Raw genomic sequence first — 20,376 nt, 5'->3', positions numbered from 1 at the left:
GCAGGGTCGCCCGGCCGCTCGGCGTGTCGTCGGCGAGTCGGGCCCGGGCCGTCTCAGCGACCGAGACGACGCTCGCGCGCGGCGTACGCGCGGCACGCGCGCAGGAAGTCGACGCGCCGGAAGTCGGGCCAGTACGCCTCGCAGAAGTAGAACTCGGAGTGCGCGCTCTGCCACAGCAGGAACCCGCCGAGCCGCTGCTCGCCGGAGGTGCGGATCACGAGGTCGGGGTCGGGCTGGCCCTTGGTGTAGAGCCGCTCGGCGATGTGCTCCATGTCGAACGCCTCGGCGAGCTCGTCGAGGTCGGTGCCGGCCTCGGCGTGCTCCCGCAGGAACGACCGGACGGCGTCGGCGATCTCGCGGCGGCCGCCGTACCCGACGGCGACGTTGACGTGCAGCCCGACGACGTCCCGGGTCGCCTCCTGCGCGTCCCGCAGCGCGGCCGACGTGTGCTCCGGCAGCAGCTCGAGCGCGCCCATGGGCTGCAGGCGCCAGCGCCGGGTGGCGGCGAGCGAACGGACGGCCGACTCGATGATCGCGAGCAGCGGGTCGAGCTCCTCGGGGGCGCGCTCCAGGTTGTCAGTGGACAGCATCCACAGCGTGACGACCTCGACGCCGATGTCCTCGCTCCACTCGAGCAGGTCGGCGATCTTGTCGGCGCCGCGCTGGTGGCCGGTCGCGGTGGACTCGCCGATGCTGCGGGCCCACCGGCGGTTGCCGTCGAGGATGACCCCGACGTGGCGGGGCACCCGGTCCGCCGGGAGCGAGGCCGCCAGACGGCGCTCGTACAGCCCGTAGAGCGGGTGGGGCAGACGCACGCAGCGCTCCTCGTGACGTTCGGGGCGAGGTCCGGGAGGGGTCGGACGAGGTTCACCGTACCGGCCGTCACAGGACGCCGTGGGCGGGTCGGGAGGTTCGTCCCCCTCCCGCGCGGCACCGCCGTCGTCCGGCGAGCATCGTCACGCGCGGGCGGTCGACACCCAGGTTACGGTGCCGTAACCTACGGTTTCGTAAGTTACGCCCCTCCGACGAGACGAGCCCCTCTGTGACCGCCTCCTCCGCGCCCCGCCCGGCGTCGCCGTCCGGATCCTCGTCGCTGCGCGAGGATGTCACCGTGAGCGTCTCGCGAGCCGTCGAGCAGGTGGCCGAGTCCGTCAAGCCCCGGCTGCGGGGCTGGATCCACGCGGGCGTCGCGCCGCTGGTCCTCGCGGCGTCGGTCGTGCTCGTCGTGCTCTCTCCCACGCCCGCCGCCAAGTGGTCGACCGCGGTGTTCGGGCTCACCGCCGTGATGCTGTTCGGCACGAGCGCGATCTACCACCGGGGGACGTGGTCGCCGCGCGTGAGCGGCATCCTGCGCCGGCTCGACCACACCAACATCTTCCTCATCATCGCGGGCACGTACACGCCGCTCGCGGTGCTGCTGCTGCCCCCGCAGACGGCGAAGGTGCTGCTGATCGTCGTCTGGTCCGGTGCCCTGGTCGGGCTGCTGTCCCGGGTGTTCTGGCTCGGCGCGCCGCGCTGGCTGTACGTGCCGGTGTACGTCGCGCTCGGGTGGGTCGCGGTCTGGTTCCTGCCGGCGTTCTACCGCGGCAGCGGCCCCGAGGTCATCTGGCTCGTCGCCGCCGGCGGGCTCGCGTACACGCTCGGCGCGGTCGTCTACGGGCTCAAGCGCCCCAACCCGAGCCCGCGCTGGTTCGGGTTCCACGAGGTGTTCCACGCGCTCACCGTGCTGGCCTTCGCGTGCCACTACATCGCGGTGTCGATCGCGTCGTACGTGTACGCCTGACGGGCGCGGACGCGACCGTCAGTCCTTCGGGACCACCCGGTAGCGCCGGTTCGCGAGCGACGGGTTCCGCTCCCGCACGGCCGCGAGCGCCTCGGCGTCGAGGTCCACGGTCCGCAGCCCCGGTTCGTCGTCCAGCTCGAGGCCCACGACGCCGTCCGGCCCGACCACGATCGAGCGGCCGACCACACCCTTGCCGGCCTGACCGACCGCGACGACGGCCGACGTGTTCTCGATGGCGCGCGCGATCGCGAGCGTGCGCCAGTGCATGGCCTTGTGCTCGCCGTCGGCCCACGCCGCCGGGACGACGAGCGCGTCCGCGCCCGCGTCGACCAGCCGCCGCGCCGACTCCGGGAAGCGCAGGTCGTAGCAGGTGAGCACCCCGAACCGAACGCCGGCGACGTCGAGCACGACCGGTGGGGCGTCGGCGGGGCCCGCCTCCAGGCGGTCGGACTCGCGGTGGCCGAACGCGTCGTACAGGTGGACCTTGCGGTACACGCCGACCAGCTCGCCGGTGCCGTCGACCGCGACCACGGCGTTGACGGCCAGGTCGCCGGTGCCGGGCAGCACGGTCCCGGCGACGACCGCGACGCCCGTCGCCTCGGCACGCTCGCGCAGCAGGCGGACGAACGGTCCGGTCAGCGGCTCGGCGTAGGCCGCCCCGACGCCGTGCGGGTCGAACGCGGAGGTGTACTCGGGCAGCACGAGCAGGTCCGAGCGGCGGTGCGCGGCGACCGAGAACGCCTCGGCGACGAGCTGGCGGTTCGCCGCCCGGTCGTCGCTCACGGCGACCTGCCCGACGGTGATCCGGACGGCCGGGCGGACCGGCGGTTCGGGTCGGCTCATCGGTCGCCGTTCCCGCGCGGCCGGCCGTCGGGCCCGTAGTCGCGCAGCGTGGTGTCCACGTCGGCGTCGACCTCGGCGTCCGGCCCGGCTGCGCCCGCGTCGATCACGCCGCGGTCCTGGTGCGGCGCGTCGGCGTCGTCGTCGAGCCCGAGCTGCTTGGCGCGGCGGTCGACGACCCGCAGCTGCTTGGTCAGCGACAGGAACAGGCCGACGGCCGCGAGCGCCAACAGGAACGTCACGACGAACCCGATGAACCCGGGCGAGCCCTTGGCGGCGTCGGTGATCTCCACGCCCGACGGCGACGGGCTCGGCGCGGCGAGCGCGAGGCCCGCGAGCAGCACGCCGTTCATCGGGCCCGCTCGTCGGCGGGGCCCGTCGCGCGCACGCCCGCGAACAGGTCGGTCTCCGGGAGCGTGACGGGCACGCGCGACGACGCCAGCTCGTACTCCTCGGTGGGCCACTGCGCGAGCTCGACCTCGCGGGGCACCGCGAAGAAGAAGCCGTCCGGGTCGATCTGCGTCGCGTGCGCCCGCAGGGCGGCGTCGCGCTGCGGGAAGAACGCGCTGCACGGGATGTGCGTCGTGACCTCCCGCTCGGGGACCTCGCGGGCCTCACGCGAGTCGATCCAGTCGCCGAACGGCGACTCCCGGCCGGCGGCCACGAGGGCGTCGTGCACCGCCCGCATCCGGGCGAGCGAGAACCCGTGGTTGTAGTACAGCTTGAGCGGCGTCCACGGCTCGCCCCGGTCGGGGTAGCGGTCCGGGTCGCCCGCCGCGTCGAACGCCTCGGCGGACACCTTGTGGCACATCACGTGGTCGGGGTGCGGGTAGCCGCCCGTCGGGTCGTACGTGGTGATGACGTGCGGCTTGAAGTCGCGGATCACCTCGACGAGCGGCGCGGTGGCCTCCTCGAGCGGCACGAGCGCGAAGCAGCCCTCCGGGAGCGGCGGCAGCGGGTCGCCCTCGGGCAGGCCCGAGTCGACGAAGCCCAGCCAGTGCTGGCGGACGCCGAGCGCCTTGGCGGCCGCGGCCATCTCCTGGCGGCGGACCGCCCGCATGCCCTCCAGGCCGCCCTCGACCGTGCCGTAGGACGGGTTCAGCACGTCACCGCGCTCGCCGCCCGTGCACGTCACGACCAGCACGTCGACGCCGTCCGCGGCGTACATCGCGGTCGTCGCGGCACCCTTGCTCGACTCGTCGTCGGGGTGGGCGTGCACCGCCATCAGTCGCAGCCGCTCTTGCGTCACCTTCGAGCCCTCCCGTCGCGCGCCCACCTGAGCCTGGCCCTGGCACGGACCCGACGGTCCGGACCAGCGGTGGGACGAGAGACAATGATCGCGCACGCCCCGAGGTGCTCGCGCACCCGCCCGAGAGCAGCTCCGGTCCGAGGAGATCCGTGACCACCGCACCCGCGCCCGCACCCCAGCCGCCCGCCGGCCGCTACGGCCCCGCACCGACCGCACGGACGGGTGCGCGCCGGTGGGTCGGTTGGGCCGCCGTGGGCGTCCTGGCGGCCGCGGTGCTGGTCTGGGTCGCGGTCGGCGTGACCGACGAGCAGGTGACCTGGAAGGACGTCGGCTACCACGTGGACGGCGCGACCTCCACGGACGTCACGTTCGAGGTCACCAAGCCGACGGGCGACACCGTGTCGTGCCGGGTCCAGGCGCTGTCGCAGTCGTTCGCCGAGGTCGGTGTGCGGACCGTCGAGATCGGCCCCGCCGACACCGCGACGCAGCGCGTCACCGTCACCGTGCCGACCGCCGAGCTGGCCGTCAGCGGCACCGTCGCGTCGTGCGACCCGGTCGACGCGCCCGCCGTCGACGGCGACTGACGTCCTCCGGGTCCGCCCCAGGCCGTCACCCGTCCGACGCACCTCGACGCGCCTCGGTTGCTATCCTTGTCGTTTCACACGCCGCCCCGGTCCGGCGTGACCACAGGTCGACGCGACCGAGAAGGTTCGGCGAAGCAAGGCGAGAACCCCCGCAAGACGCCTCGGAATGCCCTGCCGCACTGTGGCGCCGCCCCGGGGCCGACCAGCCGGCACCGCCCGGCACCCACGCACGGAAGGGAGCGATCGTGACCGACACGACTGCGGCCACCTGGCTGACGCAGGAGGCCTACGACCGGCTCAGCACGGAGCTCGAGCGCCTCAAGGGTGAGGGCCGTACCGAGATCGCGCAGCGCATCGCGGCTGCGCGCGACGAGGGCGACCTCAAGGAGAACGGCGGCTACCACGCCGCGCGCGAGGAGCAGGCGAAGCAGGAGGCGCGCATCCGCGAGCTCGAGGCGAAGCTGCGCAACGTGCAGATCGGGACGCCGCCCGACGACGGCGTCGTCGAGCCCGGCATGGTCGTGACGGCCGTGGTCGCGGGCGACGAGATGGTGTTCCTGCTCGGCTCGCGCGAGATCGCGGGCAGCGCGGACATCGAGGTCTTCTCCCCGACGTCGCCGCTCGGTGCCGCGATCAGCGGCAAGACGGTGGGCGACTCCACCACGTACACGGCACCGAACGGGCGCGAGATCCCGGTCGAGATCGTCGCCGCCAAGCCCTTCGACGCCTGACCACGGCGTCGTCTGCGCGACGGCTGACCCCACCGACACCGACGCGGTGCCGCCCCGACCGGGGCGGCACCGCGTTGGTCGTCGGGGCTTGCTCACTCCCCCTGCAGCCGGTACCCCTCGGCCCGCAGGTGCTGGAGGACCTGCGCGCAGTGGTCGGGCCCCTTGGTCTCGACCTGCACCTCGACGCCGACCTCGTCGAGCGCCAGGTCGCCGCCGGTCCGCACGTGCGAGACGTCCATGACGTTGCCGCCCGACGACGCGATCTGCTGCAGGAGGGTCGCCAGCGCACCGGGGGTGTCGTCGATCCGGACGCGGATCTGCAGGAACCGCCCGGCCGACGCGAGCCCGTGCCGCACGACCCGCAGGAGCAGCTGCGGGTCGATGTTGCCGCCCGACAGCACGGCCACGACGGGCCCCTCGAAGTCGCGCGGCGCCGCCATGAGCGCGGCCACGGCCACCGCCCCGGCGGGCTCGACGAGCAGCTTCGCGCGCTCGGCGACCAGCAGGAGCGCCCGGGAGATGTCCTCCTCGGAGACGGTGCGCACGTCGATGTGCCGGGTGTCGAGCACCTCGAACGGCACGGTGCCGGGCACGCCGACCGCGATGCCGTCCGCCATGGTCCGCAGCTCGGGCGCTCGCAGCGGCTGGTGCGCCGCGAGCGACGCCGGGTAGGCCGCGGCCCCCGCCGCCTGCACGCCGACGACGCGCACGTCCGGTCGGGCCTCCGCGAGCGCCGCCACGACACCGGCCGCGAGGCCGCCGCCGCCCACGGGCACGAGCACGGTCCGGACGTCCGGGACCTGCTCGAGGACCTCGAGCCCGAGCGTGCCCTGGCCGGCGACGACGTCGACGTGGTCGAACGGGTGGATGAGCACCGCACCGGTGCGGTCGGCGTGCTCGCGCGCATGCACGAGCGCCTCGTCGACGCTGCGTCCCGCGAGCTCGACGTGCGCGCCGTAGTCGCGGGTCGCGGCGATCTTCGGCAGTGCCGCGTCGACCGGCATGAACACGACCGCGTCGAGCCCGAGCATGCGGGCCGCGAGCGCGACACCCTGCGCGTGGTTGCCCGCGCTCGCCGCGACGACACCGCGGGCACGCTCCTCGGCGGACAGCCGTGACATCCGCACGTACGCGCCGCGCAGCTTGAACGACCCGGCGCGTTGCAGGTTCTCGCACTTGAGCCACACGTCCGCGCCGACGAGCTGGGACAGGGCCCGGCTGACCTGCACGGGAGTACGGTCCGCGACCCCCTCGAGCAGGCGCGCGGCCTGCTCGACCTCCGCGAGCCCGATCACCGGTGGTCGCGCTCGGGCGTCGCGACGGCACCCGCGTCCCGGCCGGTGGCCTGCTCGCCGCCGAGCCCGGCACCGTCGTGCTCGTCGGCCTCGGCCTGCCGCTCGGACTCGCGCTCGACGACCTGGGCGATGGCCCGGTCGAGCACCGGGTGCCCGCGCCCGCGCACCGGGACGTGGTCGTCGCGGCCGAGCTGGGGGAACTTGTCGTGCCCGTGGAGGTACAGCACCACCGTGTTGAGCACCGCGGCGACGGGCACCGCGAACAGCGCGCCGATGATGCCGGCGGTGAACGACCCCGCGGCCACCGCGAGCAGCACCGCGACGGGGTGCAGCGACACGGCGTGGCCCATGAGGAACGGCTGCAGCACGTGCCCCTCGATCTGCTGCACGGCGATGACGACGGCCAGCATGATGAGCGCCGCGCCGGGCCCCTGCGCGACCAGCGCGACGAGGACGGCGATCGAGCCCGTGACGACCGCGCCGACGATCGGCACGAACGACCCGAGGAACACGAGGATCGCGAGCGGCAGCGCGAGCGGGACCCGCAGGATCGCTGCGCCGAGGCCGATGCCGATCGCGTCGACCGCCGCCACGAGGATCTGCGTGCGGGTGTAGGCGCCGAGCGTCACGAGACCGCGGCGACCCGCCTGGTGCACGTGCTCGCGCGACCCGCGGGGCAGCAGCCCGACGACCCACGCCCAGATGGTCCGGCCGTCGAGCAGGAAGAAGAACGTGCAGAACAGGGCGATCAGCGTGCCGGCGAGCACGTGACCCACCGTCGTGGTGGCGTGCAGGGCGCCCGAGACGAGCTGCGAGCTCCCGCCGCCGCCGCCCAGCTCCTGCAGCCGGTCCGTGAGGTTCGACAGGTCGGCGCTGGACAGGCCGAGCGGACCGCTCGAGAGCCAGTCGGTGACCTTCTGGATGCCCTCGGCCGCCTGGTCCCAGATCTCGCCGATGCCCTTGACGATCGAGCGCCCCGCGAGCGTCAGCAGGCCGCCGACGAACACGACGAGCCCGAGGAGCGCAATCATGCACGCCGCGACGCGCGGCAGCCGCAGCCTCGCCTGCATCCAGTGCACGAGCGGGGCGAGCAGGACCGTCACGAGCAGCGCGACGGCGACCGGCACGACGACGACCTTGAGCGCGGCCAGCAGCCACAGACCCACCGCGAGCGCCGCGCCGATCAGCAGCAGCCGCCACGACCACGACGCCGCCGTGCGCACGGACTGCGGGACCGGACGGGTCGCGTCGACCGCGTCCGCCGCAGCACCGGTCGCCGGGGCTGCGGCGACGCCGGCCGGCCGCGGGTCCGCCGTCGCCGTGCGCGCCGTGCCGGGCGCGACGTCCGGGGCGCTCACGCGGCACGCCCCGCGGCCAGCGCCCGGTCCAGGTCGGCGAGCAGGTCGTCGACGTCCTCGATGCCGACCGAGAGGCGCACGAGGTCGTCGGGCACCTCGAGCGCCGTGCCCGCGACGGACCCGTGCGTCATGCGGTGCGGGTGCTCGATCAACGACTCGACCCCGCCCAGCGACTCCGCGAGCGTGAACACCTGGGTCGCACCGCACACGGCCAGCGCGGACGCCTCGCTCCCGGTCCGGAACGACACCATGCCGCCGAACCCGCGCATCTGCCGGGCGGCGACCGCGTGGCCCGGGTGCGACTCGAGGCCCGGGTAGATGACGTGCGTGACCGCGTCGTGCTCCACGAGGAACTGCGCGACGCGGGTCGCGTTCGCGACGTGCCGGTCCATCCGGACGGCGAGCGTGCGCAGCCCGCGCAGCGTCAGCCACGCGTCGAACGGCCCGGCCACCGCGCCCGACGCGTTCTGGTGGAACCGGACCGCGTCCGCGACGTTCGTCGTCCCGGTGGGCCCCTCCAGGCCGACGGGCAGCTGCGCGCCGTCCGCGACGACGAGCGCACCACCCACCACGTCCGAGTGCCCGCCGACGTACTTCGTCGTCGAGTGCACGACGACGTCCGCGCCGAGCGCGATCGGGTTCTGCAGGTACGGCGTCGCGAACGTGTTGTCGACGACGAGCAGCGCGCCGGCGGACCGCGCGTGCGCCGCGAGCTCGGCGATGTCGGCGATGCCGAGCAGCGGGTTCGTCGGCGTCTCGACCCACACGACCTTCGTGCGGCCGGGCTGGATCGCCCCCAGCACGGCCCCGGCGTCGGACAGGTCGACGGGCGTGTGCTCGATCCCCCACGGCCCGAACACGCGCGCGACGAGCCGGTACGTGCCGCCGTAGGCGTCGTCCGGCACCACCACGTGGTCGCCGGGTCGCAGCACCGCACGCAGCAGCGTGTCCTCGGCGGCCAGCCCCGACGCGAACGCGAAGCCTGCCGCACCGCCCTCCGCCGCGGCGAGCGCCTCCTCGAGCGCCGTGCGCGTCGGGTTCGCGGAGCGCGAGTACTCGTACCCGCCGCGCAGGCCACCGACGCCGTCCTGCTTGTAGGTGGACACCTGGTAGATGGGCGGCACGACGGCACCGGTCGTCGCATCGGCGTCTTGACCTGCATGGATGGCGCGGGTCGAGAAGCCGGCGGCGGTCCAGTCGTACCCGGACGCGAGGGGGTCGGTGGTCACGACCTCAGGCTAGGTGGTCACGGGAACACCGGCAGTCGCAGCACGGTTGCACACGCCGGGAAGGATCAGGCGGCGACCCAGCCGTCTGCGGCTCCTCCCGGGAAAGGACCCCGCACCATGAGCTGGCTGTTCGGATCCGCACTCTCCTCCACCATGGTCGAGCCCGAGCGTGCGCTCGCCGGTCGAGAGGACTACGCCTACGCGGTGCCCACGACGCACACCGTCCTCGGGACCCCGCTGCACGGACCCTGGCCGGACGGCACCCGGGTGCTGTACGTCGCGATGGGCTGTTTCTGGGGCGCCGAGCGCGCCTTCTGGCAGACCCCCGGCGTCGTCACCACGGCCGTCGGCTACCAGGGCGGCTACACGCCGTACCCCACGTACGAGGAGACCTGCACCGGCCTGACCGGGCACACCGAGGCCGTCCTCGTCGCGTACGACCCGTCCGTCATCTCCGACGACGACGTGCTCCGGAAGTTCTGGGAGTCGCACGACCCCACGCAGGGCTTCCGCCAGGGCAACGACCGCGGCACGCAGTACCGGTCGGCGATCTACACCACGACGCCGGAGCAGGCCGAGGCCGCGCTCCGCACCAGGGACGAGTACCAGCCCCGGCTGACCCGCTCGGGCTTCGGCGCCATCACCACCGAGATCCGCCCGGCGTCCGACGCCGGGACGTTCTTCTACGCCGAGGGCTACCACCAGCAGTACCTCGACAAGAACCCGAACGGGTACTGCGGGCTCGGCGGCACGGGCGTGTCCTGCCCGCGGCCGACGGGCGCCTGACCGACTGAGAGCCCGCCGTCGCGGGGCGCACCGAGCGCCTCCGCGACGGCGGGCTCGTGTGCGTCATGCTCGTCGGGTGGACGACGCGACATCAGAGCGCCTGGTGGCGCAACGCCTGCGCAACCGGGTCATGGAGGCCCTCGAGATCCTGGCCGACGGCGACGAGGGGCTGCGCGCGGTCGGGGCGAAGGAGTACTTCAGCTACTTCTTCGACTTCGTCGACGACGACGCGCCGCACGACTGGCGAGCGCTCTCGACGTACACCGACGAGGAGGTCGCCCTGATCGACGCCGTCCTCGTCGGGATGCTGGCCGCGCTCGAGTCGACCGCGGCCCTGCGGACGGAGGACGCGATCGCCGCGACGGGCTGGCCCGGGCGCATCGCTCCCCTCGCGCGCGAGGCGCTCGCCGTGATGGCCGCGCGCGGCAGGTTCGACGAGGAGCTCGAGGAGCCGGTGCCGTCGCACCGCTGAGGTCGGCGGTGCCAGCCGGCTCGCGTACCGGAACCGGCCGGAGTTCGTCGGGCGGGTGGCCGACGCGCCCCTCGTCGACCACCCGCCCGCCGTGCGGCAGGCCGGGGCCCCCGTGACCCGTCGCCCGCCGCCTCCGGTAGTGGCTCGTGCACCCGTCGGAGAGGCTTGTCAGAAACGGTAATGACACCGTGCGGCACGGTCCACGACTGTCCACGCCGGGCCGGACCGAGGTCCAGGTCAGCGCCCTGACGTACGTTGGCCCGGACGGGTGACGACGGAGAGGGACCACGCATGACGCTGACGACCTGGGCAGGCAACTACGCCTACCGCGCCAAGACGGTCCACCACCCGCGCACGGTCGAGGAGCTGCAGGAGGTCGTCGCGGGCGCCCGTCGCGTCCGCGCGCTGGGCACGCGGCACTGCTTCAACGACGTCGCGGACGGCCCCGAAGCCCTGGTCGTGCTCGACGAGATCCCCCCGGACGTCGTGCTCGACACCGACGCCCGGACGGTGACCGTGACGGGCGGAGTCCGGTACGGCGCGCTCGCCGAGCACCTGCACGCCGCCGGGTGGGCGGTGCACAACCTCGCGTCCCTGCCGCACATCAGCGTCGCGGGGGCGGTCGCGACGGCGACGCACGGGTCGGGCGACGGGTCCCGGAACCTCGCGGCCGCCGTCGCGGGGCTCACGTTCGTCGGGCCGGACGGGACGCTGCGGGAGGTCCGGCGCGGGGACGACGACTTCGCGGGCTCGGTCGTCGCACTCGGGGCGCTCGGTGTCGCGGCGCGCGTGACGCTCGACGTCGAGCCGACGTACGACGTCGCGCAGGAGGTGCTCGACGGGGTGCCGTGGGACGTCCTGCTGCAGCACTACGACGAGCTCACCGCGAGCGCCGACTCGGTGAGCGTGTTCACCGACTGGCAGGAGCCGACGCTGCGTCAGGTGTGGCGCAAGACCCGCGTGACCTCGTCGTACGCGCCCGCCGGCGACCTGTTCGGCGGCACGCTCGCACAGGCCCCGCGGCACATGCTGGCCGGCATCGACCCCGTGAACGCCACGCAGCAGGGCGGTGTCCCCGGGCCGTGGCACGAGCGGTGGCCGCACTTCAAGCTCGCGTTCACGCCGAGCAACGGCGACGAGCTGCAGTCCGAGTACCTCGTGCCGCGCCGCCACGCCGCCGCGGTGTTCGAGTCGGTGCGCGGGCTCGGCGACCGGGTCGCGCCGCTGCTGCAGGTGAGCGAGATCCGGTCGGTCGCGGCCGACGACCTGTGGCTCTCGACCGCCTACGAGCACGACGCCGTCGCCGTCCACTTCACCTGGCTGCCGCGCCAGGCGGAGGTCGAGGCGCTGCTCCCGACGATCGAGGCCGCGCTGGCCCCGTTCGACGCGCGACCGCACTGGGGGAAGCTGTTCGCGGACGTCGACCGCGACCTCGGTCGGCTGTATCCGCGGTGGGACGACTTCCGGGCGCTCGTCGCGCGCGTGGACCCCGACGGGGTGTTCCGGAACGACTACCTCGACCGGCACGTGCTGGGCTGAGCGACCTAGGGCTGCCAGGTCGTCGTCCTGGCCGCCAGGTCGGTGCCGCCCACGCGGCCGGTCGGCGACAGCGTGAGGACCCCGCCTCCCGGGTTGAGCCTCGGGTTCGTCTCGTACAGCGCATCCAGCGCGGCCTCGGCGTCGGCGTCCCCCGCGTCGGCGCGCACGAGCAGGTCGGCGAGGTGGTCGACGAGCGCGTCGAGCTCGTCCTCCGGCGGCAGCGCGTCCGCGAGGTCGCGCGGCACGGTGTCGCCCCACACGTCCCACAGCAGCAGCTCCTCGCGCTGCCGGTGCGCGAGCTCCTCGACGACGTACCCGCGCACGAACTCGGCACCGCACAGCTCGGGCATCGACACGTCGACGCCGTACACGCCCGCGTCGACGGTCCCGGCACGGACCTGCTGCCACACCTCGGCGGCCGTCTGGAACGGCGCCCCCGGACCGGTGGGCATGTCATCGACGTCGAAGCCCCACGGCTGCGGGCCCTCCACGGGGCCGGTCACCGGGTCGAGCTCAGGGTCGAACCGCACCCAACGCTCGCCGTCCCACAGCTCGGCGACCACGTGGTCGTGGTGGAACCCGCGCTCGAAGTACCCGGCGAACCCGACCCGCGTCCTGGCCGGGACGCCGTGCTCGCGCAGCACCGCGACGGCGAACAGCGCGTGGTCGCGGCAGCAGCCCGCGACCCGGTCCGGGACCGCGCGGTCCGCGCGGAACGAGCCCGGGACGCGCGTCGTCGCGACGTCGAGGACGTCGGACAGCCAGCGCAGGTCGATGTCGCGGTCCTGGCCCTCGGCGAGCTCGGACGCCTGACCGCGGTAGTGGACGATCGTCGCGCACGCCGCCTGGTGCAGCGCGGGCGGCGTCGGCTCGATCTCCTTGAGCAGCGCGCCGTGCGCGCCGGGGTCGGAGTAGGGGCTGTGCTGGGCGTACGCGTCGAGGTGCGGCATGCCGTCAGCGTCCGGTCTGCCCCTGGGGCAGGGTCAAGGGGCAAGGGGCGAGGTCAGAGGCGAGGGGCAGGCAGCGGCTGCGCGACGTGGGCGACGACGCCCTCGTCCGACCACGGCACCGGGTACAGCTCGCGGACCGGTCCGGCGCCGTCGAGCCCGCGCTCGGCGAACCACCCCTCGAGCGCGAGGTAGGCGCCGATGATCTGCGGGTAGCAGCAGTCCTGCGCGGTCACCGGCACGGACGCCATCCGGTGGGCGGGTTCCTCGCGCAGCACGATCGCCCCCGCGGGGTCGGCGTGGCCCTCGTAGGGCACGCACGTCTCGACGGGCCCGTCGCCGTCCGGGCCGACGGCACCGTGGAACAGCACCCAGAACTCGTGGTCGGTCGTGGCCCCCGCCCCCGCGAGGTGCTCGCGGATCGTGAGGACGTCCGCCATGAACGTCGCGACGAGCTCGGCCTGGGTGACGTGCCGGCGGATCGTCGCGACGCGTCGCGCGGGCGCCTGCGCGACCACGACGTCCTCGCTGCTGAACCCGCTCACCGGCCCGTCCGGGCGCCGGTCCGGGGCCGCGAGGGTGCCCACCACGAGGTCGACCGCCGGTCCGCGGTCGTCGAGCTCGCGCCGCCGGTCGGCCCACCACGAGCGGACGGCGTCGGCGAGCTCGTCGCCGGGGCGCCCGACCAGGTCCGCGACGAGGGCGAGGGGCATGTCGAGCCGTCGCAGCAGCGCGATCGTGCGGGCCCGGTCGAGCTGGCGCGGCGCGTAGTACCGGTACCCGTTGTCGGGGTCGACGCGCTCGGGCGGCAGGATCCCGCGCGCGTCGTACAGGCGCAGGGCCTTCAGCGAGAGACCCGACCTGCGGGCGAACTCCCCGATCGTGAGATCCGCGTCGTCGCGCACGGGCCCGAGGATACGGGCGGCCGCCGCCTGCGGGAACGTCGACGGGCGAGGTCCGAGGGTGTGCACCCCGGACCCCGCCCGCGCGAGGACGTCAGTTGCTGGTGTTGACGATGTCCACGACGAACACGAGCGTGTCGCCGCCGCGGATGCCGGCCGACGGTGCACCGCGGTCGCCGTAGCCGAGGTGCGACGGGATCGACAGGAGCACGCGCGAGCCGACCTGCTGCCCGACCAGGCCCTCGTCCCACCCGCCGATGACGGCGCCGACGCCGATCGGGAAGCTGATGGACTCGCGGCGGTCGTAGGAGTTGTCGAACACGTGGCCGCCCCACGTCTGGCCGAGGTAGTGCACCTCGATGTCGTCGCCGGCCTCGACGAGCGCACCGTCGCCGCGGGACAGGACGACGACCTCGAGCTCGGCGGGCGCCTGCGCGTCGGGGAAGGTCAGCGTGGGCTTCTCGCCGAACGAGCCGGACGCCTCGGGAAGCGCTGCGGACATGACGTACTCCTTCGATGGATGACAGTGCCGGTCCATCTTGCCTTCTGGGGCTGACGGCAACCTCTTGACGCGCTTGGCTAATGCCATTAGCTTTCCTGTCATGACCACCACGGTGCACCACCTCCAGCGGCCCGAGGGCCGCATCGCGTACACGGTCGACGGCCCGGCGGACGGCCCGCTCGTCGTCCTCATCCCCGGCATGGGCGACCTGCGCAGCACCTGGCGCGAGCTCACCGCACCGCTCGTCGACACCGGCCACCGCGTCGCCGTCATGGACCTGCGCGGGCACGGTGACTCCGACACCACGTTCCGCACCCACGGCGACGTCGTCACGGCGCAGGACGCGCTCGCGCTCGTCGAGCACCTCGGCGGCCCGGCCGTGCTCGGCGGCAACTCGATGGGTGCGGGCTCGGCCGCCTGGGCGGCGGCCGAGCGCCCCGATCTCGTCGCGGGCCTCGTCCTGACCGGCCCCTTCCTGCGCGAGCGGAAGCTCCCCGCGCTCGCCACCGCGACCATGCACGGCCTGATGCGCGTGCTGTTCGCCCGCCCGTGGGGCGCCCGCGTCTGGGCGACGTACTACCGCTCGACGCTCAACCGCGGCCGCAAGGCACCACGGCTCGACGAGCACGTCGCCGACCTGCGCGCCGCCATGCAGGACCCCGCGCACCTGCGCTCCTTCCGCCACCTCACGGTCCAGCTCACGCACGCCCCGGTCGAGGCCCGCGTGCCCGAGGTCGCCGCCCCCGCGGTCGCGTTCGTCGGCGCGGTCGACCCCGACTTCACGGACCCCGCCGCCGAGGCCGAGTGGATCCGCGCCGCGATCGACGCCGAGGTCACGCTCGTCCCGGACGTCGGCCACTACCCGCAGCACCAGGCGCCCGAGGTCGTCGTCCCCGCGACGCTCGCGTTCCTCGCGGGGCTCCCCCGCGACGCCGCCGGACGGTTCCAGGTGCGGGCCGACGCCCGTGCCTAGGGCGGGACTCGACCGCGCCGCCGTCGTCGCCCTCGCGCTCGCGGTCGTCGACGACGGCGGGTCCACCGGCTTCGCCGACCTCACGCTGTCGGCCGTCGCCGCCCGCGCCGGCGTCGCCGTGCCGAGCCTCTACAAGCACGTCGCGGGCCTCCCGGCGCTGCGCCGGGAGGTCGCGCTCGTGTGCGTGGAGGAGCTGCGCGACGCGCTCGCGGCGGTCGACGTCGCCCCGGCTGCCGAGCCCGACGGCACCCTGCGCGCCATGGCGCACACGGTGCGCGACCTGGCCCGACGCTCACCGGGCCGCTACCAGGCCGTCCAGGGCAGCCTGTGGGTGCACGACCCCGACGCGGACGCCGTCCGCGCGGCCGGTGCCGCCGTCGTGGACCACCTGTCCGCCGCCGTCGCCGCGCTCGGCGTCCCGGCCGAGCGGCGCATCGACGCCGTCCGGGCGGTGCGGGCCGCCGTGCACGGGTTCGTGGTGCTCGAGCTCGACGGCGGGTTCGGCATGCCCGACGACGTCGACGCGAGCTTCGACTTCCTGGTCGAGGGCCTCGTGAGCGGCCTTCGGCGCGTCGTCGTGACCTAGGTCCCAGGCCGAGGCGCCCCGCGTGCGGTCGGATGGCCGTCAAGGCCTCGGGGACCGGCGGGTGCGGCCGGCCGAGGTGGCAGGGGGCCCGTTGCCGGGGCGTGGGGATGCGCTGCCGGTGACGAGGAGGGCGCGTCCGACCCCCCGGTTCGGGCGCGCCCTCTTCCGCGCGCCCGGATCCGGGGCGTTTTCACGACGCGATGACCTGCGTCTTCACATCACCCTCACGTGGGACTTGGGTCCTGCACGAACGAGATGACGCCGCGAAAGTATCTCGGCATGAGCCCGATCGGCTCATCGGGTCTGGAGAGGCCCGCACACCGGGGGTACTCGAAGGAGTCCACAAGACATGAGCACCAGCACTGTTCGCACCGCGTCACACACCCGCCTCTACGGCCTGATCGTCATGATCCTCGGCGGCGTCTTCCTCGTCGCCGGCGCCGTCACCTGGGGGGCGGTGTCGAGCAACCTCAAGGCTGAGGACATCACCGTCTCGCCCGACGCCTCGGCGTTCGGCGGCCAGCTCGTCGACACGCCGTGGGAGGCGTTCTCGCAGGCCGCGATCATCAACCACCACGCGCTCACCGCGACGGGCGACAAGACCTACGCCGAGCTGGGCAACGAGCTCCACGCGATCGAGGCCGCGAACCCCGACGCCACCAAGGAGGAGCTCGCCAAGGACGCCGACTACGCCAAGCTCACCGCGCTGCGCACCGTTGTCATGAACGGCTCGTTCCTGCGGGCCTCGCTGTTCACCTCGGTCATCGCGTTCGGTGTCGCGCTCCTCGCCATGGGCCTGGGCGTCACGTTCGGCCTCATCGGCTGGGCGATCCGCTCGGTCGGCACCCCCGCCGCTGCCGCCGCGACCACGGCGGACACGGAGCGGCCGCTCGCCGCGGCCGCGGTCTGACCCGCACGGCGGCCGACCGGCCGCCAGCGTGACCGTCGGGAGGCCGGCACCCCACCCGGGTGCCGGCCTCCCGCACGTCTGCGCTCGGACGGCGGCGCCCCCGGACGGCGGTGGACGGCGGCGGTCGGACGGCGGCGGTCAGACCGCGGCGGACACGGACTGCCCCTCCGGGGCGGCTCGACCGTCGAGCAGGGCCTTGAGCCACCGGATCTGACGGTCCACCTGGAACGCCTGGCCGCCCTCGTGGTTGTTGTACGCGTACACCTCGATCTCGGTCGCGGGCCGCTCGCCCGTCAGGCCGGCGTAGTGGTTGTACGCCGCGAACACGGTCGACGGCGGGCACGTGACGTCCCGGAGCGCCACCGAGAACAGCGCCGGCGCGCTCGCCCGCCGGGCGAAGTGCACGCCGTCGAGGTACGACATCGTCCGGAACACCATCTGCTCACGGTCACGGTGCACCGCGAGGTAGTCGACGAGCTCGCCGTGGGGCTTGGCGTCGCTGATGTCGACGGCCCGGCGGTAGTGGCACATGAACGGCACGTCAGGCATGACGGCGACGAGACCGTCGGCCAGCCCGCCGACCGCGAGCGCGAGCCCGCCGCCCTGGCTGATGCCGGTGACCGCGACGCGCGCCGGGTCGACGCCCGGCAGGGCCCGGACCGCGTCGACCGCCCGCACCGCGTCGGTGATGAGCCGGCGATAGTAGTGGTCGGCGGGGTCCTCGATGCCGCGGGTCATGACACCCGGGAACGCCGGGCCGGTGCCGACGGGGTCGGCCGTGTGGCCGCCGCTCCCCCACGCCGACCCCTGCCCGCGCGTGTCCATCACGAGGTGGACGTACCCTGCGGAGGCCCAGGCGAGCCGCTCGTGCGGGAAGCCGCGACCGCCGCCGTACCCGATGAGCTCGACGACCGCCGGCAGCAGCTCGCGCCTCTGCGCGCTGCCCGCCGGGCGCGTCACCCACGCCTTGATGGGGTGCCCGCCGAAGCCCGCGAACGTCACGTCCTCGGTGTCGACGAGCGTGAGGCCCGTGTCGACCGGGACCGCCGAGAGCGCGAGGTCGTGCGCGCGGGCCTCGACGAGGGTCGAGGTCCAGAACGCGTCGAAGTCCGCAGGCTCGTCGAGCTCCGGCAGGTAGCGCTCGAGCTCGGGCAGGGGCAGGTCGAACAGGGCCATCGTGCTCCCTCGGACGTGGGTGGTCGGACGGCGTCGCAGCCGTCAGCCGGAGGCTACCCCGTCGGTGCGGGCGGGCCTGTCAGCGCGCGAGGAAACCCAGCAGGTCGTGCCGGGTCAGCACCCCGACGGGTGCACCGTCGTCGACGACCATGAGCGCGTCCGCCTGCTGCAGCGCAGCTCGCGCGGCCTGCACGGCCTCGCCGACGCCGATGAGCGGCAGGGGCGGGGACATGTGGCGGTCGACCCGGTCGGACAGGGCCGCGTCGCCCGCGAACACCGCGTCGAGCAGCGCGCGCTCGGAGACGGCCCCGGCGACCTCGCCGATCTTCACGGGCGGCTCGGCACCGACCACGGGCATCTGCGAGACGCCGTACTCGTGCAGGATCTCGATGGCGTCGCGCACCGTCTCGTTCGGGTGGGTGTGCACGAGGTCCGGCAGCGTCCCGGTCTTCGTCTTGAGCACGTCCGCGACGGTCGCGCCCTCGTCGGCCGCGAGGAACCCGTACGACCGCATCCACGAGTCGTTGAAGATCTTCGACAGGTACCCGCGGCCGCTGTCGGGCAGGATCACGACGATCATCGCCCGGGCGGCGGCCTCCGGGTCCCGGTCCTGCAGACGACGGGCGTACCGCAGCGTCGCCTCGACGGCCATGCCGCACGACCCGCCGACGAGCAGCCCCTCCTCGCGGGCGAGGCGCCGGGTCATGGCGAACGAGTCGGCGTCGGAGACGGCGATGATCTCGTCGGGGACCGACGGGTCGTACGCGGCGGGCCAGAAGTCCTCGCCGACCCCCTCGACCAGGTACGGCCGTCCGTCACCGCCGGAGTACACGGACCCCGCCGGGTCGGCGCCGACGACGACCACGGGCCCGGTCTCACGCGACGCGGACACGTCCTTGAGGTAGCGGCCGGTGCCGGTGATCGTCCCGCCCGTGCCGACCCCCGCGACGAGGTGCGTGACGAGCCCGTCGGTGTCGGCCCAGATCTCCGGCCCGGTGCTCTCGTAGTGGCTGGCCGGCCCGTTCGGGTTGGCGTACTGGTTCGGCTTCCACGCGCCCTCGATCTCGAGCACCAGCCGGTCGGACACCGAGTAGTACGAGTCGGGGTGGTCGGGCGGGACGGCCGTGGGCGTGACGACGACCTCGGCGCCGTACGCGCGCAGCACGTCGCGCTTGTCCTGGCTGACCTTGTCGGGGCAGACGAACACGCAGCGGTACCCCTTGCGCTGCGCGACGAGCGCGAGGCCCACGCCCGTGTTGCCGCTGGTCGGCTCGACGATCGTGCCGCCGGGCCGCAGCGCGCCGCTGGCCTCCGCCGCCTCGACCATCTTGAGCGCGATGCGGTCCTTCACGGACCCGCCGGGGTTCATGTACTCGACCTTGGCGAGGATCGTCGCCGTCAGGCCTGCCGTCACGGACGTGAGCTGGACGAGCGGGGTGCCGCCGACGAGCTCCGAGATGTGGTGTGCGTACTTCACGAGCCGAGTCTGCCTCGGCGCGCCAGGGATGACGCGCCGAGGCGCGCGGTCAGTTCCCTCGGAAGATCGCCAGCAGCCGCAGCAGCTCGAGGTACAGCCAGACCAGCGTGACGACGAGGCCGAACGCGGCGTACCAGGCGTACTGCGACGGCACACCCTGCTCGACGCCGCGCTTGACCGAGTCGAAGTCGATGACCAGGCTCGCGGCGGCGAGCGCGACGGCGACGAGGCCGACGACCACGCCGAGGGCCCCGCTGCGCAGCGGGCCGAAGGTGCCGCCACCCACGCCGAAGAACATCAGGCCCAGGTTGAGCAGCGAGAACACCAGGTAGCCGACGAGCCCGAGCAGCACCATGCGCGTGAACTTCGGCGTGACGCGGACCTTGCCGGACCGGAACAGGAACAGCGACGTGGCGAACACGGCGAGCGTGGCCAGCACGGCCTGACCGACGATGCCGTTCCACCGCTCCTCGTAGAAGTGGCTGATGCCCCCGAGGAACACGCCCTGCGCGAGCGCGTACAGCGAGATGAGCAGCGGGCTCGGCTTGCGCTTGAACGCGTTGACGAGGCCGAGCACGAGCCCGACGATCGCGCCGACCACCCAGAGCCCGGGCGCGACGACCCAGGTCACGGCGGCGCTCGCGACGAGCAGGGCGAGCAGCCCGCCCGTGCGGACGATCACGTCGTCGTACGTCATCCGGCCGGTCTCGCGGGGACCCGCGGACGGCAGCGCGTACATCTCGTCGAGCTGCGCGACGTCGAGCGTGCGCGCGTTGCCCTGACCGGCGGTGGCGGTCGACCCGCCCGGCTGCGCGGTGGTGCGGGCCCGCCGGTCGGCAGGGTCCGAGAACACGGGACTGTTGTCGAAGACGGGATTGGGCACGTCGTCCTCCTGGACGGCTCGGCGGCACGCAAGATGCGCGTTCACCGTAACGAACGCGGGTGAACCCCGGATCGTTCCTTCGGCCGACTCAGGGACCACCCTGAACCGCCCCGGATATCCACCCAATGACGGATACAACGCAGGTACCCAGCCC

Annotated in this window: 22 protein-coding genes; 9 read left to right on the top strand and 13 right to left on the bottom strand. The window is 74.0% G+C overall.

Features of this window, described 5'->3' with window-relative positions; translation table 11 throughout:
• Positions 1-53: 53 nt before the first annotated feature.
• Positions 54-815, bottom strand: a complete 762-nt coding sequence (locus J7523_RS01860; RefSeq protein ID WP_291881532.1) for an isoprenyl transferase — start codon at positions 813-815, stop codon at positions 54-56.
• Between the two features lie 296 nt (positions 816-1,111).
• On the opposite strand from J7523_RS01860, the gene J7523_RS01855 reads away from it, so the two are divergent.
• Entirely contained in the window at positions 1,112-1,783 is a 672-nt protein-coding gene (locus tag J7523_RS01855) for a hemolysin III family protein (protein WP_363266322.1), read from the top strand.
• 18 nt (positions 1,784-1,801) lie between these two features.
• On the opposite strand, the gene J7523_RS01850 is transcribed toward J7523_RS01855, so the two are convergent.
• Genes J7523_RS01850 through mca form a run of 3 tightly spaced genes read right to left on the bottom strand, consistent with a single transcriptional unit; the run spans position 1,802 to position 3,848 of the window.
• Positions 1,802-2,626: a carbon-nitrogen hydrolase family protein gene (locus J7523_RS01850; protein WP_291881530.1), complete on the bottom strand. Its 825-nt coding sequence runs from the start codon at positions 2,624-2,626 to the stop codon at positions 1,802-1,804.
• Positions 2,623-2,976, bottom strand: coding sequence for a hypothetical protein (locus tag J7523_RS01845; RefSeq protein WP_291881528.1), 354 nt, complete (start codon positions 2,974-2,976; stop codon positions 2,623-2,625). Before J7523_RS01845 ends, J7523_RS01850 begins: the two co-directional genes overlap by 4 nt.
• Positions 2,973-3,848: a mycothiol conjugate amidase Mca gene (gene mca / locus J7523_RS01840; RefSeq protein ID WP_291881527.1), complete on the bottom strand. Its 876-nt coding sequence runs from the start codon at positions 3,846-3,848 to the stop codon at positions 2,973-2,975. Before mca ends, J7523_RS01845 begins: the two co-directional genes overlap by 4 nt.
• A gap of 173 nt (positions 3,849-4,021) precedes the next feature.
• On the opposite strand from mca, the gene J7523_RS01835 reads away from it, so the two are divergent.
• On the top strand, positions 4,022-4,456 hold the full coding sequence (locus J7523_RS01835; protein WP_291881526.1) for a DUF4307 domain-containing protein: 435 nt from the start codon (positions 4,022-4,024) through the stop codon (positions 4,454-4,456).
• Between the two features lie 245 nt (positions 4,457-4,701).
• The gene (greA, locus tag J7523_RS01830; protein ID WP_291881525.1) at positions 4,702-5,187 is read left to right on the top strand and encodes a transcription elongation factor GreA; all 486 of its coding nucleotides are present in this window, start codon (positions 4,702-4,704) and stop codon (positions 5,185-5,187) included.
• A 92-nt stretch (positions 5,188-5,279) separates the two neighbouring features.
• On the opposite strand, the gene ilvA is transcribed toward greA, so the two are convergent.
• The 3 genes from ilvA to J7523_RS01815 form a co-directional block, all read right to left on the bottom strand.
• Complete coding sequence (gene ilvA / locus J7523_RS01825; protein WP_291881523.1) at positions 5,280-6,482, bottom strand: threonine ammonia-lyase; 1,203 nt, start codon at positions 6,480-6,482, stop codon at positions 5,280-5,282.
• Entirely contained in the window at positions 6,479-7,705 is a 1,227-nt protein-coding gene (locus J7523_RS01820) for an AI-2E family transporter (RefSeq protein WP_291881657.1), read from the bottom strand. The genes ilvA and J7523_RS01820 overlap by 4 nt, the downstream gene beginning before the upstream one ends.
• Positions 7,706-7,836: 131 nt before the next feature.
• Complete coding sequence (locus J7523_RS01815; protein WP_291881522.1) at positions 7,837-9,069, bottom strand: cystathionine gamma-synthase; 1,233 nt, start codon at positions 9,067-9,069, stop codon at positions 7,837-7,839.
• Positions 9,070-9,186: 117 nt separating this feature from the next.
• Between J7523_RS01815 and msrA the strand changes: the two genes are divergently transcribed.
• The 3 genes from msrA to J7523_RS01800 all read left to right on the top strand — a co-directional run bounded on the left by msrA (position 9,187) and on the right by J7523_RS01800 (position 11,866).
• Complete coding sequence (gene msrA, locus J7523_RS01810; RefSeq protein WP_291881521.1) at positions 9,187-9,855, top strand: peptide-methionine (S)-S-oxide reductase MsrA; 669 nt, start codon at positions 9,187-9,189, stop codon at positions 9,853-9,855.
• Between the two features lie 76 nt (positions 9,856-9,931).
• A complete protein-coding gene (locus J7523_RS01805) occupies positions 9,932-10,327 on the top strand; it encodes a hypothetical protein (protein WP_291881520.1) in 396 nt (131 codons plus the stop codon).
• 291 nt (positions 10,328-10,618) lie between these two features.
• Entirely contained in the window at positions 10,619-11,866 is a 1,248-nt protein-coding gene (locus tag J7523_RS01800; protein ID WP_291881517.1) for a D-arabinono-1,4-lactone oxidase, read from the top strand.
• Between the two features lie 5 nt (positions 11,867-11,871).
• Here J7523_RS01800 and J7523_RS01795 read toward each other — a convergent pair whose 3' ends face one another.
• From J7523_RS01795 to J7523_RS01785, 3 genes are all read right to left on the bottom strand, one after another.
• Positions 11,872-12,816 carry a transglutaminase-like domain-containing protein gene (locus J7523_RS01795; protein ID WP_291881515.1) on the bottom strand — a complete coding sequence of 315 codons (945 nt, stop codon included), beginning with the start codon at positions 12,814-12,816 and terminating at the stop codon, positions 11,872-11,874.
• A 53-nt stretch (positions 12,817-12,869) separates the two neighbouring features.
• Complete coding sequence (locus J7523_RS01790) at positions 12,870-13,718, bottom strand: MerR family transcriptional regulator (RefSeq protein WP_291881514.1); 849 nt, start codon at positions 13,716-13,718, stop codon at positions 12,870-12,872.
• Positions 13,719-13,809: 91 nt separating this feature from the next.
• A complete protein-coding gene (locus J7523_RS01785) occupies positions 13,810-14,217 on the bottom strand; it encodes an FKBP-type peptidyl-prolyl cis-trans isomerase (protein WP_291881511.1) in 408 nt (135 codons plus the stop codon).
• Between the two features lie 100 nt (positions 14,218-14,317).
• Between J7523_RS01785 and J7523_RS01780 the strand changes: the two genes are divergently transcribed.
• From J7523_RS01780 to J7523_RS01770, 3 genes are all read left to right on the top strand, one after another.
• Complete coding sequence (locus J7523_RS01780) at positions 14,318-15,190, top strand: alpha/beta hydrolase (RefSeq protein WP_291881510.1); 873 nt, start codon at positions 14,318-14,320, stop codon at positions 15,188-15,190.
• On the top strand, positions 15,183-15,776 hold the full coding sequence (locus J7523_RS01775) for a TetR-like C-terminal domain-containing protein (RefSeq protein ID WP_291881509.1): 594 nt from the start codon (positions 15,183-15,185) through the stop codon (positions 15,774-15,776). Before J7523_RS01780 ends, J7523_RS01775 begins: the two co-directional genes overlap by 8 nt.
• Positions 15,777-16,125: 349 nt before the next feature.
• The gene (locus J7523_RS01770; protein WP_291881507.1) at positions 16,126-16,686 is read left to right on the top strand and encodes an aromatic ring-opening dioxygenase LigA; all 561 of its coding nucleotides are present in this window, start codon (positions 16,126-16,128) and stop codon (positions 16,684-16,686) included.
• Positions 16,687-16,824: 138 nt separating this feature from the next.
• On the opposite strand, the gene J7523_RS01765 is transcribed toward J7523_RS01770, so the two are convergent.
• The 3 genes from J7523_RS01765 to J7523_RS01755 all read right to left on the bottom strand — a co-directional run bounded on the left by J7523_RS01765 (position 16,825) and on the right by J7523_RS01755 (position 20,222).
• Positions 16,825-17,862: an acetylxylan esterase gene (locus J7523_RS01765; RefSeq protein ID WP_291881506.1), complete on the bottom strand. Its 1,038-nt coding sequence runs from the start codon at positions 17,860-17,862 to the stop codon at positions 16,825-16,827.
• Between the two features lie 79 nt (positions 17,863-17,941).
• Positions 17,942-19,339 (bottom strand): cystathionine beta-synthase, encoded by a 1,398-nt coding sequence (locus J7523_RS01760; protein ID WP_291881504.1) that lies wholly within the window; start codon positions 19,337-19,339, stop codon positions 17,942-17,944.
• Between the two features lie 49 nt (positions 19,340-19,388).
• Entirely contained in the window at positions 19,389-20,222 is an 834-nt protein-coding gene (locus J7523_RS01755; protein WP_291881503.1) for a Bax inhibitor-1/YccA family protein, read from the bottom strand.
• Positions 20,223-20,376 lie beyond the last annotated feature (154 nt).

The sequence above is a fragment of the Cellulomonas sp. genome (genome assembly GCF_017744555.1).
Lineage (GTDB): Bacteria > Actinomycetota > Actinomycetes > Actinomycetales > Cellulomonadaceae > Cellulomonas.
This window is presented reverse-complemented; position numbering and strand designations above follow the sequence as displayed.

Coding starts and splice junctions, on each gene's coding strand:
- J7523_RS01850 (WP_291881530.1), bottom strand. CDS start 2,626: ATGAGCCGACCCGAACCGCCGGTCCGCCCGGCCGTCCGGATCACCGTC.
- J7523_RS01845 (WP_291881528.1), bottom strand. CDS start 2,976: ATGAACGGCGTGCTGCTCGCGGGCCTCGCGCTCGCCGCGCCGAGCCCG.
- mca (WP_291881527.1), bottom strand. CDS start 3,848: ATGGCGGTGCACGCCCACCCCGACGACGAGTCGAGCAAGGGTGCCGCG.
- msrA (WP_291881521.1), top strand. CDS start 9,187: ATGAGCTGGCTGTTCGGATCCGCACTCTCCTCCACCATGGTCGAGCCC.
- J7523_RS01800 (WP_291881517.1), top strand. CDS start 10,619: ATGACGCTGACGACCTGGGCAGGCAACTACGCCTACCGCGCCAAGACG.
- J7523_RS01795 (WP_291881515.1), bottom strand. CDS start 12,816: ATGCCGCACCTCGACGCGTACGCCCAGCACAGCCCCTACTCCGACCCC.
- J7523_RS01785 (WP_291881511.1), bottom strand. CDS start 14,217: ATGTCCGCAGCGCTTCCCGAGGCGTCCGGCTCGTTCGGCGAGAAGCCC.
- J7523_RS01780 (WP_291881510.1), top strand. CDS start 14,318: ATGACCACCACGGTGCACCACCTCCAGCGGCCCGAGGGCCGCATCGCG.
- J7523_RS01770 (WP_291881507.1), top strand. CDS start 16,126: ATGAGCACCAGCACTGTTCGCACCGCGTCACACACCCGCCTCTACGGC.
- J7523_RS01765 (WP_291881506.1), bottom strand. CDS start 17,862: ATGGCCCTGTTCGACCTGCCCCTGCCCGAGCTCGAGCGCTACCTGCCG.